Raw genomic sequence first — 17,685 nt, 5'->3', positions numbered from 1 at the left:
CAATTGCTAACGTTTGGAATATTGCCTGATGCCAGTTTACTCCACACCTTTTTTGGCGTCTACCAAAAAACCCGCTCCCGCACTTGTTATAGAAAAGTTGAATAAACAAAAGCCTCCCCATGCGCACTCGCAGCACAGGAAGGCTTTCTTCAAGCAAGTATCGTCCTATTCCTCAAACTTCATCAGTTCCAGTTTGGCCCCTTTGATTTTGACCAAATAAAGCAAATACACAAGCCCGACAAACGTCCACAAAAGTCCCAATATCATCGATTTCGCATGGAGACTGCCCCACAAAAATGCGAGAAAGGCTGTCCCGATCAGCGGAGCCAGAAAATACCCCCACCAATCCGTCGCACGCTTTTCTTGTTTTTGTCTCAGGAAGTAGGCAATGACGCTCAGATTGACGAAGCTGAACGCGATCAACGCTCCAAAATTAATAAAGGACGTAGCCGTCAGCAAATCGAGATACAAGGCAGCCAGCATCAGCGTTCCGACCAGCAGCACGTTAAGCAGCGGCGTCTTCAGTCTCGGGTGTATGTAGCCAAACCACTTTTTCGGCAAATAACCATCCCGGCCCATCGCGTACAACAGCCGCGTCACACTCGTCACTGACACCAGGCCGGAGGCGAGCGTCGAAGACAAAGCCGCCGCCAAAAAAATCAACTGAAAGACGGAGCCTCCGATAAACAGGGCGATTTCTGCGGAAGCTGCTTCCGGGTCAGACAATACGGAAACATCGGGAAACAACGATTGCATGAAATACGAAGCGGTAATGAACAACGCTCCCCCGGCCAGTGCAACCAGCAAAATTCCCCGGGGAATCGTCTTTTTCGCATCTACCGTCTCCTCTGTCAGCGTAGTGACGGCATCAAAGCCTAAAAAGGAAAAGCAGAGGATCGATGCCCCCGACAGCAGAGCGACTACCGACAAATCAGCAGAAAGGAACGGACGGACGTTCAGCACCTGGCCCAGCCCATCTCCATTGATCAAGCCACGGATAGCCAGTCCGGCGAACAAAATAACGACGGCGATCTGAAAAAGCACCAGAAACGAGTTGACGGATGCCGTTACTGTCACGCGAAATACGTTTAATAAAGTAATCAGAACAATAAACCCGATAATCCACCACGTGGTCGGCACATCGGGAAATACAGACGAAAGATACACCCCCGTCAGCAAAGCGTTGATCATCGGCAAGAACAAATAATCGAGCAGCGAGGCCCACCCTACCAAAAACCCGGCATACGGATGAATCGTTTGCTGCGTGTACGTATACGCTGTCCCGGCCGACGGGAAGACGCGAACCATTTTCCCGTAGCTCGCCGCGGTAAACAAGATGGCCAGCAAGGTCACTGCGTAAGCGGCAGGAACATGCCCCCCTGTTTCTTCGGCAACGATGCCAAACGTATCAAAAACGGCCATTGGAGCCATATAGCCAAGGCCAATGACGACGATATGCCACAACTTCAAGCTGCGTGTAAGCTCTGCACTCCCATTCACTGTCTGTCCTCCTTCTGTTACACGACACGAATAATTATACACGCGAATGGGAAAAGTTCCACCGTTTGCGCACCAAAAAACGCTGTTGCACACGGTTCCCCATGCCGCAACAGCGTTTGGTTTTCAGGCTTGATATGCTTACGCTTTTGGCAGTTCAAACGAGCTTTTCAGCGAAACAATCCGGTTGAAGACCAGTTTGTCCGCCGTCGTATGCTTCGGATCGACATTGAAGTATCCGTGACGGAAAAATTGGTATTTGTCCTGCGGCTGCGTTTCTTTCATGTTCGGCTCGACGAATCCGTTCAGCACTTCCAGCGAATTTGGATTGATGTTGTCCAGGAAGCTTCCTTCCGAATCTTCGTCATCCATAATCAGTGGCTCGTACAGGCGAAATTCAGCCGGAACTGCCTCGGAAGCTTCTACCCAGTGGATTGTTCCTTTTACCTTGCGGCCAGTAAAGCCGCTGCCGCTCTTGGTTTCAGGATCGTAGGTGCAGTGCAGCTCGATGACGTTTCCGTCGGCGTCTTTCACCACATCGTTGCATTTGATGAAGTACGCGTGCTTCAGGCGAACCTCATTTCCCGGGAACAGGCGGAAATACTTGCTCGGCGGGTTTTCCATGAAATCGTCCTGCTCGATGTAGATTTCGCGGGAGAACGGGATTTGGCGATTGCCCATCTCCGGGTTCTCCGGGTTGATCTCGGCTTCGAGCATTTCTACCTGGCCTTCCGGGTAGTTCGTAATGACGACTTTGAGCGGATTCAAGACAGCCATGGTGCGCGGCGCCTTGAGTTTCAAGTCTTCGCGAATGAAATGCTCCAGCATTTTCGCGTCTACCGTGCTGTTGCTGCGCGCTACCCCGATCTCGCGGGCAAACGTGCGAATCGCTTCAGGGGTAAAACCGCGGCGACGGAAGCCGGCAATGGTCGGCATGCGCGGATCGTCCCAGCCATCTACCACTTTCTCGTCCACGAGCTGTTTCAGCTTGCGTTTGCTCATGACGGTGTTGGTCAGGTTCAAACGGGCAAACTCGTACTGGCGCGGAGTATTTTCCATCTCGCACTCGCTGATGACCCAATCGTACAGTGGACGATGGTCTTCAAATTCAAGTGAACAGAGGGAGTGAGTAACGCCTTCAATCGCATCTTCCAGCGGATGGGCGTAGTCGTACATCGGGTAGATGCACCATTTGTCGCCTGTGTTGTGATGGGTCGCATGAGAAATACGATAAATCACCGGATCGCGCATGTTGATGTTCGGAGAGCTCATATCGATTTTCGCACGCAACACTTTTTCCCCGTCCTTGAACTCGCCATTGCGCATGCGAGCAAACAGGTCGAGGTTTTCCTCCACAGAGCGGTTGCGGAACGGGCTGTCTACCCCTGGTTCTGTCAAAGTTCCGCGCAGCTTGCGCATTTCTTCGGCAGGCAAATCATCCACGTAGGCTTTGCCCTTTTGGATCAGCAACACCGCACGCTTGTACATTTCTTCAAAGTAATCCGATGCAAAAAACAGCCCGTCCCATTCAAAGCCGAGCCACTGTACATCTGTTTTGATTGCTTCCACGTACTCTGTGTCTTCTTTCACCGGATTGGTATCGTCAAAACGGAGGTGGGCCTTTCCTTTGAACTCGCTTGCCAGCTCAAAGTTGAGGCAGATGGCTTTTGCATGTCCAATATGAAGATACCCGTTCGGTTCCGGCGGAAAGCGGGTAATGACTTCCTTGACCTTGCCTTCTTGCAAGTCGTCAATCACGATATTGCGGATAAAATTGGATGACGCTACCTTGTTTTCCAATGAAATCAACCTTTCACTTCACCTTTACATTCCATAATACTGATTCTCTTCCCAGAGTTCAACAAAATCGGGCCGTTGTCCGGCCCGCTGTCTCTACCATTCCTGCTCTTTTTGCCATTGGGATTGCGGCTGGCAGTACAACGAAATGATAGAGTCGAGGGAGCGACGCTGCTCGGTTATGCCGCGAATAATTTTCAAATGCTTGGGTCGAACCAGGTGGAGCAGCGGCTGTTCAACATGATTGAACCGGGCGAAAGCTTCAGCTGCAACCTCATCCCACTGCCGGTAATAGCGCAGCAAGTCATCAGGCATCACCCGCGATCGATTCGTGCCCGGCTCCGGCAAGCAATCGAACGGTTCATCCAGATTCAGCGTACCGTAATCATCGGTCAGCTCTTCCCCCGGCAAAATGTCTCTGGCAGCCAGCTCCAAGTCGTACATCGTCGCCACGCAGGTCGCATGGAAGCTGTGGTTCACAAATCGGGCCTTATCCCAGCACAAGATGTATTTTCCAAACTGATTTTTGAAGGAATACTTCTGCACATCCTGCTTTCTCAATGGGTCCAGTTTTTCCACATATGCCGGGTCCAATACCTGATCCAGGTCATCCTGTGCCCAGACAATCGTGCCTTTCGGGATCAATTTTGTCGCAAAAACACCGTACCCGATTTCATCGTTGATATAGCGAAGCTCCGTATCGGGATGCATCATGGCCTTGATTCACTCCTTGGCAAATGTGCGTTTTTACCATCATAAGCAGTTCGGCCAATAGTGGTGTGTGAATGTCGGGAAAAACACACAACTCCCTGTTCCTCCCTTTTTTTCTAGATTAAAAAAATTTTTCTTATTTACCCCAATCGACAAATAGTCTATATTATTGACAAACGGATGATTAGGAAAATTTTCCTGTAACAATTGAATCAGTTTTCTATTATCAACTGGATGCGTTACCCATTGATATCGAAACGGCAAACCCGGGGAAATCCGGCGACGCAAAGCTAGAGGGGCTACCTCCGCACAAGCGGGCACGCCAGCCAGCTACCGAAGTATTGGTGTAGGACAAGACCAATGATCCTATATCATTGGTCTTTTTTTGCGCAACAATTGTCTATTTTTGTCCATTTATGTATTTATGTGTAAAAATATTCATTTTCAGTTAAGGAGGTGAGGCTGCGAAAAGCTGTCGGATTGTTGGAATCGTTCATCAAACATACAAGGAGGCTTCATACGATGTCATTCTGGAAGAAACTTTCTACTGTCGCATTGACTACTGCAATCGGCCTGGCAACCCTGTCTCCGGTTCAAGCAGCTAATCGGCCAACATCAATGTCGCCAAACGCAATGGTAACAACACCACACTATCTGGCTACAGCAGCAGCCCTGAAAACATTGGAAGACGGCGGCAACGCTGTAGATGCCGCCATCACAGCCGCTTCTACTCTCGCCGTCGTCTACCCGCATTACACAACGATCGGCGGAGATAACTTCTGGCTCATCTACAACGCCAAGACCAAGGAACTGAAAGCGCTGAACGGCAGCGGACGAGCTGGCGAAAAAGCAACGATCGACTACTACAAAGGCAAAGGCTACGAAAAAATTCCTTCCCGCGGCTACGAGTCTGCCAATACGGTGCCAGGCGTTGTTTCCGGCTGGTGGGAAGCGTACAACTACGCGCACAAAAGCATGGGCAACAGCAAGCTTCCGTGGCACAGGCTGCTTGAACCGGCGATCGGATACGCTGAAAATGGATATCCCGTCTCACCGAACCAGGTTTATTGGACAAAATACGCCATCGATCCGAACGATAACGATTTGAAAAACCTCCAGCGCTTTGAAGGGTTCCGCAAAACCTTCCTGAAGCCGAACGGAGAGCCGTATGCGCCTGGCGAAATCCTCAAGCAAAAGGACCTGGCCAAAACTTTGCAAATCATTGCGAAAAAAGGAGCAGACGGATTCTACAAAGGCGAAGTCGCCAAAAAAATCGTAGCGGATATGCAGAAAAACGGCGGGCTGCTCACCTTGAAAGACTTTGAAAAACACACCTCCACATGGGCAGAACCGATTACAGTCGACTACCGCGGCTACAAGGCTTACAACGTACCGCCCAACTCCCAGGGCATGGCTTCGCTCTCGATCTTGAACGTGTTGAACAACTTCGACCTCAAGAGCATGGGCGAAGGGACGCCGGACTACTACCACACGATTGTAGAAGCCACCAAGCAAGCTTTTGCCGACCGTGACAAATGGCTGACAGACCCTGCTTTCGTCGACATTCCGGTGGACGAGCTGTTGTCCAAGCAACACGGCAAAGATTTGGCTGCACGCATCGATATGAAGCAAGCGGCAAAAGCAGTAGAGCCGCTCGATCCAAAAGGGGACACTACTTGGTTTGGCGTCGTGGACAAGGACGGCAACGCCGTTTCGATCATCCAGAGCCACTATTTTGACTGGGGTTCCGGTATCGTAGCAAAAGATACTGGCGTCCTGTTGCAAAACCGTGGAAGCTACTTCTCTCTCGATCCGAAACACATTAACCACCTGGAGCCTGGAAAGCGCACCTTCCATACGATTAACCCTGCCATGCTCTTCAAAGGGGACAAGCCTTACCTGCTTTACGGAACACAAGGCGGCGAAGGACAGCCACAAACGCAAGCGGCTCTCGTAACGCGTATTGTCGACTTCGGCTTTAGCGTACAGGATGCGATCGAGGCTCCAAGATGGCTGCACGGACGCAACTGGGGCTCCGCCTCCAACAATTTGAAAGTCGAAAGCCGGATTCCGCAGGAAGTGTTGGACGAACTCGTGAAGCGCGGACATCCGGTTGAAAAGCTGGAAGCAGCCTATACAGATGCGATGGGACAATCCGGCGCCATTTTGATCGATCCGCAAACGAACGTGAAGTTCGGCGGCGCAGACCCTCGCGGGGAAGGCGCAGCAATGGGATATTAACCGATGGTCAGGCTGCTGAATCTTCTCAGCAGTCTGGCTGTGTCTACTCTGTGCGGGCAGCGTTCCTTGCCTCGCGCAGTTGAATCAACCACCAATTAGGAGTGGAGAGCCTATGTCTTTTTTCAACAAACTCAGAAATAAAATGATCCTGTGGTTTCTTGCCGTAGCGGTCATCCCGCTTGCTGCCGTTTCCTTTTTTATTACAAACAGCTTTTCAACCATTTTGATCGATAAGCAAAAATCGTCTTATGTGGACCTGACTTCAAGTACAGCTATGGCTATGGACCAGTATCTCGATCGGCGCATGACGGAAATTCAGGTGCTGGCCCGCACCTCTGATATTCAATCTGTCGACGCGGCAGCCAAAAATGAGTTTATCCGCAAGTTTACCGAAGAAATGAAGCTGTACGATGGCAATACGTTTATTTCAAACGACGGAAAAGTAACCGCTGACACCTTCCCGAAAAGCGTCGGGATCGACCTCGGCGAGCGGCAATTTTTCAAAGACGGCATGCAGGGCAAGCCCAGCTACTCCGATGTCCTCGTCGCCAAAACTACGGGCAATCGCTCGATCATTGTCGCTTCCCCTGTCAAAGGAAAAAACAATGAAGCGCTCGGCGTATTGACCGGACTTGTCAACGTGGATCATTTCGCAGCCACGTTTCTCGCAAATTTGAATGTAGGCAATGACGGCTATCCGATTCTGGTGGACAACAAGCATCAGGTGCAGTACCACCCCAACCAGGAGCTGATCGGAAAGCCGCTTGAGGAATCGGCCCTGCCCCAGCCTTTGCAGGACATCCTGAAAACAGGCGCTGCGGAAAAAGGCTCATACAGCTACACAGATCAAGGCAAGGAGTATGTCGTCACTTACTCTCCGATCCCCAAAACCAACTTTGGCCTGTACTTGCATATTCCTGTTGAATCGATCACCGCTGGCGTCTCTGCTGTCAGCAACAACGTCATGCTGATCGTCTTTGCCGTAGTCGCAGCGGTCATCGCCATCGCCTATGCGATCTCCCGGCAAATCACCCGCCCGATCGTCGAGGTTGCCGCTGTGGCAAACCGGATTTCCGAGGGGGAGCTGACCGTATCCGCCTTGCAAATTCGCTCGCAGGATGAAGTCGGTCAACTGTCTCAATCGGTCAATGCCATGGTCCACAACCTGCGCACGATCATTCAGCAGGTCAATGATACGGCTACTGATCTGGCCTCTTCCGCAGAGGAGTTGTCGGTCAACGCCGAGCATACCAGCAAGGCAACGGAGCAGATCGCCATTACGATCCAGGAAGTCGCGTACGGCGCCGAGAAGCAGGTAAGAAGCGTGGAAGACAGCGTGAACGCCATGCAGGTAGTATCACAGGGCGCGGAAAAGGTCGCCACCAACGCACAGCACGCGGACGAATCCGCATTGAGCGCCTCCCGCATCGCCGTGGAAGGCAATCAAGCTTTGCAAGTCGTGATCAGCCAGATGCAATCGATCGAAAATACGGTCAGCAACATCGCAGACATCGTGAAGCGCTTGGGGAACAGCTCGCAGGAAATCGGACAAATCGTCCAGGTCATTACCGCTATTGCCGAGCAAACCAATCTGCTTGCCTTGAACGCTGCAATCGAAGCCGCCAGAGCAGGCGAGCAAGGACGCGGGTTTGCTGTTGTGGCAGACGAAGTACGCAAATTGGCCGAGCAGTCTGCCCAATCTGCCCAGCAAATCAAAGAACTGATTACGGCGATTCAGGTTGAATCGAATCAAGCCGTCTTGTCGATGGAACAAGGAACAAACGAAGTTGCGATCGGACTGACAGTAGTGAACAATGCTGGCAAGTCTTTCGAGCAAATCCAGGATGCTGTCGCACAAGTCGCCAGCCAAATCCAGGAAGTGAAGACGTATTCCGAGCAAATGTCGGCTGGAACCCAGAAGGTAGTAGAGTTGGTCAGCGGCATTGAGGAAGTCGCCGAAAATTCGGCAGACGGAACGCAAAGCGTTTCTGCCGCCACAGAAGAACAGCTGGCTGCCATGGAAGAAGTGAACTCCTCCGCTGCTTCCCTGGCCCGTATCGCCGAAGAGCTGCAGTCTCACGTAAGCCGCTTCAAAATATAGCGAGGCAATCAAAAAACCGCCGGGCAGCAGCATCCGGCGGTTTTTCTTGCTTCAAAGCGATCAACAAAATCTATGAGCTGCCACTGGTAGCGATAGCGGAGCAAGCTAATAAAAGCACACTCGCGCTTGCGCTTCCACTTTATTCCTGCAATGATGATAGCAGAAAGCTATTCTTATCGCGAAAGGCGGGGAAACGATGAGTTCTTCCGTTCCTATCTCTACTCCTTACTTTTCTTTGCAGCCTGTTGCAGAAGGCGTGTACGCCGCTGTTGCTGTCCGTGGCACCGGAGCAATGGCTAATGCCGGAATCATTGATTTAGGCGATCAGGTAGTCGTCTTTGACTCCATGTACACGCCACAGGCAGGCCAAGCATTGCACGATGCGGCTGTCCAGCTATTCGGAAAACCCGTCACGCTTCTGATCAACTCTCATTTTCATCTGGACCACACTGGCGGCAATCAGGCATTTCCAGGTGTTCCGATTCTCTCCACCGCCAAAACGCGTTCGCTCACCTATGAGCGCACGACCCAATTTTTGACCTTTGCCAAAGCGCACCCTGATTACCCGCTGACGGTCAAAAAAGCTTTGGAACAAGAAACGGACGCTAAAAAGCGGCAAGAAAAAGAATATGAGCTGGGCGAGCTGCTCGCGATGGATGCTGCCCTTCCGACACTGGTTCCCACTCTCGCTACCTTGACCTTTCACGATTCGATTACATTGCACGGCAGCAAGCGCTCTGCTGTCCTGCGTTCGCTGGGAAACGGGCACAGTCCCTGTGATTCCGCCCTTTTCCTTCCCGATGACGACATCCTGTTTGCCGGAGATTTGCTGTTCGCAGGCGCACATCCAAGCATCATGACCGGGAATGTTCCGGAGTGGATCAGCATTTTGGATGCTCTCCTGCAAGACTGCCCAGCGCTGATTGTACCCGGACATGGCCCGGTAGCAGACAAGCAGGCTGTACCCCCTTTTCTCATGCCAAAAGCCGCCGGATATGTCTCCGACGGCTTTTCCTTTTGCCTAGCTTACACAAATTCCAGCATCCGGTCAGGATGGTTGGTGCAAATTTGTACATCAGGATGCCAGGACATGACCTCGCGAATGTGCGCAGGCTCATCCAGCGTCCAGGCAATCACCTTGAAGCCTTTTTCGATGGCGGCTACGGCAAGCTCTTTGTTCAGGAAAGGGTAACCCATGGACAAAATGCTGGCACCTGCCTCCTCCAGTTGCTCCAGCATGAGCACAGGACGGCCGTAGATGATCAGTCCCGTCTCGATTTGCTGATCGAGAGTGCGAACATGACGAATCAGCTCATGGTCAAACGACGTCAAGCAAACTTCCTGCTTCATCCCGTACTGTTCGAGCAGCGCGAGCACTTTTTCGGCAATGCCGGGGTACATGTCGCTCGTCGCCTTCAACTCGATGTTCAGCCTGCAGCGGCCCTTGACCGCAATCAGCGCTTCCTCCAGCGTCGGGATTTTTTCGCCTGCAAACTTTTCGTCGAGCCATTTGCCCGCATCGAGCTGGCGAAGCTCCTCCAATGTGTGGTCCTTGACCAGACCGCTTCCGTTCGTCGTGCGCTCCAGCGTAAAGTCGTGGATCAGCACGGGAACGCCATTGGAAGACAGCTGTACGTCAATCTCCATTGCCTGTATAGCCGGCTCTGCCAACGCCAGTCGAATTGCCGTCATCGTATTTTCCGGGGCTTTGCCTGACCATCCTCGATGCGCCATACATATATTCATGTCGCAAACTCCTCTCTTGTTTGTGCCGCCTTTATTTTTTCAGCAGCTTGCTGCCTTTGTCCGTCGCATTTTGCAGCGCTTCATCAATGGTCGCCTGTCCAAGCATCGCACGTTGCAGCTCTTTTTGAATGACATCCTGCAATTCTTTGTAGCCAGGTGCCATTGGGCGCGGGTAACCGTATTGCAGCTGGTCTACTGCTACTTTGAAGTTCGGATCTTTTTCATAAAATGCCTTCATCTCTGGTGAATCTACGGCAGCGGTCGTCACAGGCATGTAGCCGGATGCGATGGACCATGGTACGGTTTGCTCTGTATCGGTCATCCACTTCATAAATTCCCATGCCGCTTTCTTTTCGGCATCAGAAGACTTCGCCAGCATGACCAGGTTTGCTCCGCCCGTTGGCGTACCGAAGTTTTTGTTTGCTGGCAGGAAGGCTGCTCCCATGTCAAATTTGGCATTTTTCTTCAATTCCGTCAAGGAACCTGTCGTTGTGAAAATCATGCCCACTTTTTGATTGAGGAAATCTTGCTCGGCGACATCCCACGCATTGTAGTTTTCGCCTGGAGGGTTTTTCATCAAGCCTTCCTTGACCATTTTCGTCCAAAGTTCAAGCGGCGCTTTGCCTGACTCGTTGTTCAAGGTCAGCTCCTTGCCGTCTTCGCTCAAAATGTTGCCTCCGCTCTGGAAGACGAGCGCTTCGTAGAACCAAATATCAACAGGGGTCGAGAAGCCGTAGCGCGTGACTTTGTCGCCTTCTTTTTTCACCAGCTTTTGCGAGTAGCTGATCAGCTCATCCCAGGATTTCGGCCCGTTCGGATCGAGACCCGCTGCTTTCAGCATGTCGCGGTTGATGTACAGAAGCGGCGTGGAGCGGTTGAACGGCACGGCGTACAGTTTGTCTTTCCAGTAAGAGTTTTTCATCAGGCCGGGAATGTACTTTTTCTCATCGCCTTGCGAGTACGGAGTCAAATCTTCCAGCACTTTCGCATCAGCGAAGGCAGCGATCGAAGCGATCTCTACCATCGTTACATCAGGGTTGTTTCCGGCGGCAACCGAAGCCAGAACTTTGGAGTGGTTATCCTGATACGCGCCCTGGTACGCCGCTTTTACCTTAATATCTTTATGTGACTCGTTGAACTTTTTGACCATGTCCTCAATCGTCTTGCCGCGAACACCGCCGAGCGCATACCAGAAATCGATCTCGACAGGCCCGTTGCTTGCTGCTGTTTCCGTTGCCGGCTTCGTTGTGTTTCCTGTGCTTGCAGCCTGTTCCTTGCCTGTAGAACCGCACCCGGCAAGCACTCCTGACAAGCCTAGAGCTAGTGCACATAGAATCGTTCCTGTCTTTTTCATCGCCTTCATGATTTGGTTTCCTCCCACATGGTTATCTATTATTTGGATTGATAGACAAACGCTTTGATAATGTGGCGCTGGGCCACGAAGAAAATAACGAGAATCGGCAGGATGAGGATCATGTTCCCCGCCATCATGACGTTCCAGAGAGTGCCTCCGTCCGACATGCGCAAGCTGGAAATCCCGACAGGCAATGTGCGTACTTCGTCGCTGTTGGTCATGATCAGCGGCCAAAAGTAGTCATTCCAGTGATAAATAAAGCTGAAAAGTCCAAATGTGACCAGCACTGGCTTCGCCATCGGTACCATGATCGTCCACATGATTTTCCACTCTGACGCATTATCCAGTCGCGCTGCTTCAATGACTTCGTCCGGCACCTGCATGAACGCCTGGCGAAGCAGGAATATCCCGAATGCGCTGGCTGCGTACGGCAGAATCAGCGACCAGAGCGTATTGACCAGCCCCCAGCCGCTCAGCTGCACGTAGATCGGCAAAAAGATAATGTATCCCGGAATCATCAAGGCCACCAGCACAAGCCCAAACAGCAGGTTGCGGCCGGGAAACTGGTAGCGGGCAAAAGCGTACGCCGCAGGTACGGCGGTCAAAAACTGCAAGATCAAGATCGCCACGGCAACTACAATGCTGTTCACCGTAAACATCAGGAACGGCCCTGACTCCCAGGCTTGGACAAAATTGCCCCACTCCCACGTCTCAGGCAACAAGGTCGGCGGAAACTGTCTGACTTCCGACATGTCCTTGAACGCTGTGGAAGCCATCCACAAAAAAGGAAAGACGAACAGCAGCGCCACAACCAACAGCCCGGCCCATTCCACTGTTTTCAAAGAAATTGCACCCACTCGTTTCATGTTGCTCCTCCTTTCTTTCGGGAATCGTCATCGGTAGTGGACGCGTTTGGACATGAACAGGAAGTACAACGCAGTCAAAACTCCTACGATGAGCAAAAGAATGACAGAAGCGGCAGCAGCAAATCCCCCGTTGTAGTAGTCCATTCCTTGCTCATAAATGTAGTAGACCAGCATGTTGCTGCTGTTGATCGGCCCGCCTTGGGTCATGATGGCAATCGTATCGAAAGCATGGGACGACGAAATCATGTTGATGATGAACAAAAAGAACATGGTGGGCGACAGCATCGGTATGGTAATGCGAGTCAAAGTCCGCCACCACGGCGAACGATCGAGGGCGGCCGCTTCGTAAATATCCCCCGGAATGCTTTGCAGCCCGGCAATGAAAATCAGCGTGTTGTAGCCCACGCCTTTCCAGACGTTCACGAGGATCAGCGACAACAGCGCACTGCTCGGGTCTGTCAGCCACGTGTAGCCTGGCAGACCGACCGCTTCGAGTACAGCGTTCAATAGCCCGAATTGCGGGTCCATCAGCCACATCCACAACATGGAGACAGAAACAAACGAAATAATGTGCGGACTGAATACGGTAGCTTGGATGATCCCGTACATTTTCGCCTTTTTGTTGAGCCAGAGAGCGAGCAAAAAGGAGATTGCCAAACTGATGCCCACGGTTGCAAAAGTGAAAACGAGCGTATTTGTCAGCACCTGCTGAAATTCCTGGTCAGCAACCAGCTCTGTGTAATTTTGCAGCCCGACCCATTCCATCGCTTCCAGATTAATCAGCGACCAGTCTTGAAAGCTCAAATAAATGATCGAGCCAATCGGGTAAAAAAAGAACAAAATGAAGCAGATCATGGCAGGTGTCAAATACAAGTACGGGCGAAGACGCGTCATCATATCCGGGCGAGATGTTGGCCTGGAAGCTGCTTGTGCCCGCACCTGGCCGGTATCCGGCAGCTCGTGGGCAGTTGCCGCCTTTCGCATCAGTTCACCCCTCCTGCAAGTGCGGATACTTGACCTCGTTCAGCCAGTCGACCCACTTTTTTTCCGCTCACGCGATCAAAGATGTACACATGCGGCTTTGCAACCGTTACGGTAACGTTTGAACCATACTGTCCAATTTCCTCGGTTTCCGTTTTGACGATGACTCTGCCTTTTTCCGTCTCCACGTGGAACAGCGTGTCCGAGCCGAGTATTTCCCGGGAGACGATTTGCCCTTTTGCCGTCCACATCTCTTCCGCAGAAACCGGAGAGACGGAGGCTGGCAACAACACGGCCTTTTCCGGGCGGAATCCCCACAACTGGTCACTTCTGCCCTCTGCCGGCACAATGTTCATCGGGGGAGAACCGATAAACTGGGCGACGAACAGATTTTCCGGCTCCTGGTACAAGTCCATCGGTGCCGCGACCTGCATGATGTTGCCGTCGCTCATCACGACGATCTGATCGCCCATCGTCATCGCTTCCACCTGGTCGTGCGTCACGTAAATAAACGTGCTGCCCAGTTGCTTGTGCAAACTCGTCAGCTCCACGCGCATCTGGTTCCGCAGCTTCGCGTCCAGGTTGGAGAGCGGCTCGTCCATGAGGAACACCTTTGGCTTTTTCACCATGGCCCGCGCCAGGGCGACACGCTGGCGCTGACCGCCGGAGAGCTGGGAAGGCTTTCTTTTAAGAAAGTCCGCCAAGCCGACAATCTCGGCAATTTCCTTCACCAGCACGTCGCAGTCTTTTTTCGACGTTCCCCGGTTTCTCAAGCCGTAGGCGATGTTGTCGTAGACGTTCATCGTCGGATAGAGCGCGTAGTTTTGGAACACCATGGCAACATCGCGCTTTCCCGGAGGCAGAGCGTTCACAGACTGGCTCCCGATGAAAATTTCCCCGTCTGTAGCCGTTTCCAGACCGGCAATCATCCGCAAGGTCGTCGATTTCCCGCACCCGGACGGGCCAACCAGCACCGTAAAGGAGCCGTCGGGAATCACGAGATTAAGCCCCTTGACCACTTTCTGGTTCTGAAACGTTTTTGTTATCTGTTGCAGCACCACTCTTGCCATCTTTTTCATCTTCCTCCTTGCGCCTTGGCAGCCATCATGTCGGTGACAAACGATTCGAAATCGGCGTAGCGGTAATCAGGCGTGGCATAGAGCCACTCTTCCTGCCCGTACCACTCCAGCACCACGGACGAGACGCCACCCGCGACTGCCGCGAGCACATCGTAGCGGCTATCGCCGACCATCATCGCCTGCTCGGGACGCCTGCCCATACTGGCGAGCGCTTTGCATACAGGCTCGGCTGACGGTTTTCCTTTGGCGACATCGTCCACGGCCACTACGACTTCGAACAGCTTGTCGATCCCCGCCTGCTTCAATCCGGTCAGCGCAAATTCCCGCTGCTTGTTGGTGACCACCGCCAGCTGATAGCCTGCCTGCTTTAATTTTTCCAGCCCTTCTTTCACATAAGGAAACAGCCGAACATGTCGGGCGTGGTTCTCACGCACGTAGGCAAAATACTTTTCCAGCACCTCTTGCTTGTCGGGCACACCTGCCGCTTGTGCGACGGTTGCCAAAAAATCGTCGAACGACTCGCCAAAACGCGCGAGCAGCTCTTCCCGGCTGAAGTGACCCGGTGCGTACTCCTCTGCTGTATAGGCGACTGCATCAATGACTGCATCCCGGCTGTCCAGCAGGGTCCCATCCAGATCAAACAGCAACGCTTGAATCATGCAAAAAACTCTCCTTCCACAAAAGGGGGTTACCGACTGACACAGCAGTCGCTCCATGCTGCAATACTTCCTCCATCTGCTCCCGCTTGCGGATCAAACCACCAGCGATGATTGGAATATCAATCACGCGCTTGTACTCTTCGATATACTCTGGCAGCAGTGCCGGCATCAGCTCGACGGCGTCAGGCTGGGTTTCAGCGAGAGACGACAGCCCGGATTTGAGCGAGTCGCTGTCTACGAGGAACAGGCGCTGGATTGTCAGCAAGCCTTGCTTTTTCGCCAGCTTGACCAGCGTGTTGCGCGTGGTCACAATCCCGTCCGGCTTCACGTAATGCGCCAAAAAGGCGATGCCTTCCCGGTCGTAGCTGATTCCCCCGATTCTTTCGAGGTGAAGGAACACCGGAATCTTTCTGTTTTTGAAAAAGTCTACATAGCCTTTGATGACCCCGATGTTGCCGATAGAGAGCACGGCGGCGCTCACATTGGCCTCTGCCGCTTTTTCCAGATACTTCGCCTCTTTTACGGAAGCAATCAGCTTGTACTCTTCCAACCTGCCGTGAAACTGCTCCTGATTCATTCGTAAGCCTCCTTTGCGAACGACAAAAAAACCCAACGACATGACAATTGCACAAGCATACTTGAGGAAAATGCTTGGAAAGGCTGTCGGGGGTTTCTCCATGACTCCAACCGAAGGGGAATGTTCACTTGTCATTTTGAATGGTACTCCTTCAGCGTTAAGACAACTTGAAGCAATTGTTAAAAAAGGGCAAAGATCGTGTAAGGATGCAATTGACGAGAATCATGAAACGGGAGTATGATCCATCTATATTCAAATAATCAAATATTCGAATATACGAAAAGAAGGGTTGCTACCATGAAGTGGGCCGCTAGATTTGAGGGCTACAATACGCAAGCATTCAGAAAAGACTGCGTGTCAGGATTAATCGTAGGCATTATCGCTATTCCGCTCGGCATGGCATTCGCCATCGCTTCCGGTGTCAAGCCGGAGTACGGGATTTACACCACCATCATCGCAGGGACGCTCATCTCGCTGTTCGGCGGTTCCCGCTATCAGATTGGCGGGCCGACTGGCGCCTTTATCCCGATCCTGTTCGCCATCGTCATGCAGTACGGCTACGCGGATTTGCTGCTCGCGGGCTTGATGGCGGGGATTATGCTCGTCCTGATGGGCGTTTTGCGGCTGGGCGGACTGATCAAATTCATTCCTCGCCCGGTCACGATCGGGTTTACAGCAGGGATTGCCGTCATTATTTTTACCGGGCAGATCGCCAATTTCCTCGGTCTATCGGACATACAACGGCACGAGGATTTTTTGTCCAACATGAAAGAAGTCGTCGTCCACCTGCATACAACCAGCTTCTACAGCCTGGCAACCGCCTGCCTCAGTCTGGCGATTATATTGATTACACCGCGTTTTGTGCGCAATGTGCCTGGCTCGCTCGTCGGTCTGGTCATCTCCAGCGTCATTGCCTTTTTCTTTTTCGCAGGAAAGGTCGCGACGATCGGCTCGACCTTCGGCGAAATTCCGAGCACACTGCCTGGCTTCCATTTTCCCGAAATCACGCTGGAGCGCGTCCAAAAATTACTGAGTCCTGCCCTAATCATTGCTATACTAGGAGCAATAGAGTCTTTACTGTCTGCTGTCGTAGCTGATGGCATGACCCGCAGTCGCCACAACAGCAACAAGGAATTGATCGGGCAAGGCATTGCCAACATCGTGACGCCGCTTTTCGGCGGGATTCCCGCTACGGGCGCGATTGCCCGGACCGCGACCAATATTCGCAGCGGCGCTGCCTCGCCCATGTCCGGCATCATCCACGGGATGGTCGTACTGCTCATCCTCGTGCTGCTGGCGCCTTACGCCTCGCACATTCCACTGGCGAGCATGGCTCCCATCTTGATGCTGGTCGCCTGGAACATGAGTGAGCGCAAGGAATTTGCCCACATCCTCAAAGCAAAAACAAGCGATTCGCTCGTGCTTGTGATTACGTTTGTTTTGACCGTCTTCACCAATCTGACTACCGCTGTCGAGGTAGGACTGGTGCTTGCTGTGCTGCTGTTTATCAAAAGGATGCGCGACAGCCTGCAAGTCGCCAAAGTGCTGCCCGATCCTTCTTTGAAGCACGAAAAAGTCATGCCGCATATGGTGTCGTCCCAGCACGATTGCCCGCAAATCAACATCTACACGATTGAAGGGCCGCTGTTTTTCGGGGACGCCGACTTGTTTGAAAGCTCGCTTGCGAACACGTTGCAGCACCGCCCCAAGGTCTTGTTGCTGCGCATGGGCAAAGTGCCATTTTTGGACATGACAGGCGAAGCCAATTTGTCCCGGACGGTAAAGCAAGCCATGAGTCAGGGAACGACCGTGCTGATCTCGGGCATTCAACCTGCTCCCAAACAAATTTTGCAGCGCACGGGTCTGTATGCAAGCATCGGGGAAACGCACTTTTTCGACCACACCGGAGAGGCAATCGAATATGCGCTTCATCGGCTGGATACGAACAAATGCCTGGGCTGCAAGCACTTTGCGTTCCGGGAATGCACGAGCCTGTCCGACACCCGCATACAACAGAGCTGCGCCCAACAACAAACATCCACTACGTCCACATGACGAAAAGATCGGAGGAACCTG

At 52.4% G+C, this 17,685-nt stretch carries 13 protein-coding genes, 1 pseudogene and 1 riboswitch; of the genes and pseudogenes, 4 read left to right on the top strand and 10 right to left on the bottom strand.

The window, feature by feature from the left end; translation table 11 throughout:
- Window positions 1-165: 165 nt before the first annotated feature.
- From EDM60_RS02370 to EDM60_RS02360, 3 genes are all read right to left on the bottom strand, one after another.
- The gene (locus EDM60_RS02370; RefSeq protein WP_122962524.1) at window positions 166-1,500 is read right to left on the bottom strand and encodes an APC family permease; all 1,335 of its coding nucleotides are present in this window, start codon (window positions 1,498-1,500) and stop codon (window positions 166-168) included.
- A gap of 138 nt (window positions 1,501-1,638) precedes the next feature.
- A complete protein-coding gene (locus tag EDM60_RS02365) occupies window positions 1,639-3,306 on the bottom strand; it encodes a glutamine--tRNA ligase/YqeY domain fusion protein (protein WP_122962523.1) in 1,668 nt (555 codons plus the stop codon).
- Between the two features lie 84 nt (window positions 3,307-3,390).
- The gene (locus EDM60_RS02360) at window positions 3,391-4,008 is read right to left on the bottom strand and encodes an SET domain-containing protein (protein ID WP_122962522.1); all 618 of its coding nucleotides are present in this window, start codon (window positions 4,006-4,008) and stop codon (window positions 3,391-3,393) included.
- Window positions 4,009-4,254: 246 nt separating this feature from the next.
- Window positions 4,255-4,343, top strand: a riboswitch (cyclic di-GMP riboswitch).
- Window positions 4,344-4,527: 184 nt separating this feature from the next.
- Between EDM60_RS02360 and ggt the strand changes: the two genes are divergently transcribed.
- The 3 genes and pseudogenes from ggt to EDM60_RS29040 form a co-directional block, all read left to right on the top strand.
- Window positions 4,528-6,246 (top strand): gamma-glutamyltransferase, encoded by a 1,719-nt coding sequence (ggt, locus tag EDM60_RS02355; RefSeq protein WP_063228909.1) that lies wholly within the window; start codon window positions 4,528-4,530, stop codon window positions 6,244-6,246.
- Window positions 6,247-6,358: 112 nt separating this feature from the next.
- Window positions 6,359-8,347, top strand: a complete 1,989-nt coding sequence (locus EDM60_RS02350) for a methyl-accepting chemotaxis protein (protein ID WP_122962521.1) — start codon at window positions 6,359-6,361, stop codon at window positions 8,345-8,347.
- Window positions 8,348-8,543: 196 nt separating this feature from the next.
- Window positions 8,544-9,272, top strand: a pseudogene (locus tag EDM60_RS29040) (MBL fold metallo-hydrolase); the annotation flags it as partial.
- Between the two features lie 101 nt (window positions 9,273-9,373).
- On the opposite strand, the gene EDM60_RS02340 reads toward EDM60_RS29040, so the two are convergent.
- Genes EDM60_RS02340 through EDM60_RS02310 form a run of 7 tightly spaced genes read right to left on the bottom strand, consistent with a single transcriptional unit; the run spans window position 9,374 to window position 15,609 of the window.
- Window positions 9,374-10,093 (bottom strand): glycerophosphodiester phosphodiesterase, encoded by a 720-nt coding sequence (locus EDM60_RS02340; RefSeq protein WP_122962519.1) that lies wholly within the window; start codon window positions 10,091-10,093, stop codon window positions 9,374-9,376.
- A 31-nt stretch (window positions 10,094-10,124) separates the two neighbouring features.
- Entirely contained in the window at window positions 10,125-11,456 is a 1,332-nt protein-coding gene (locus tag EDM60_RS02335; RefSeq protein ID WP_122962518.1) for an ABC transporter substrate-binding protein, read from the bottom strand.
- A 29-nt stretch (window positions 11,457-11,485) separates the two neighbouring features.
- A complete protein-coding gene (locus EDM60_RS02330; protein WP_122962517.1) occupies window positions 11,486-12,313 on the bottom strand; it encodes a carbohydrate ABC transporter permease in 828 nt (275 codons plus the stop codon).
- 27 nt (window positions 12,314-12,340) lie between these two features.
- The gene (locus EDM60_RS02325; protein WP_122962516.1) at window positions 12,341-13,297 is read right to left on the bottom strand and encodes a carbohydrate ABC transporter permease; all 957 of its coding nucleotides are present in this window, start codon (window positions 13,295-13,297) and stop codon (window positions 12,341-12,343) included.
- Complete coding sequence (locus tag EDM60_RS02320; RefSeq protein WP_122962656.1) at window positions 13,297-14,364, bottom strand: ABC transporter ATP-binding protein; 1,068 nt, start codon at window positions 14,362-14,364, stop codon at window positions 13,297-13,299. Before EDM60_RS02320 ends, EDM60_RS02325 begins: the two co-directional genes overlap by 1 nt.
- A gap of 5 nt (window positions 14,365-14,369) precedes the next feature.
- Window positions 14,370-15,032, bottom strand: coding sequence for an HAD family hydrolase (locus EDM60_RS02315; RefSeq protein ID WP_122962515.1), 663 nt, complete (start codon window positions 15,030-15,032; stop codon window positions 14,370-14,372).
- The gene (locus EDM60_RS02310; protein WP_122962514.1) at window positions 15,010-15,609 is read right to left on the bottom strand and encodes a glycerol-3-phosphate responsive antiterminator; all 600 of its coding nucleotides are present in this window, start codon (window positions 15,607-15,609) and stop codon (window positions 15,010-15,012) included. Before EDM60_RS02310 ends, EDM60_RS02315 begins: the two co-directional genes overlap by 23 nt.
- Window positions 15,610-15,906: 297 nt before the next feature.
- Between EDM60_RS02310 and EDM60_RS02305 the strand changes: the two genes are divergently transcribed.
- The gene (locus EDM60_RS02305; protein ID WP_122962513.1) at window positions 15,907-17,664 is read left to right on the top strand and encodes a SulP family inorganic anion transporter; all 1,758 of its coding nucleotides are present in this window, start codon (window positions 15,907-15,909) and stop codon (window positions 17,662-17,664) included.
- Window positions 17,665-17,685: the final 21 nt, after the last annotated feature.

This window comes from Brevibacillus parabrevis (assembly GCF_003710905.1).
GTDB lineage: Bacteria > Bacillota > Bacilli > Brevibacillales > Brevibacillaceae > Brevibacillus > Brevibacillus parabrevis.
This window is presented reverse-complemented; position numbering and strand designations above follow the sequence as displayed.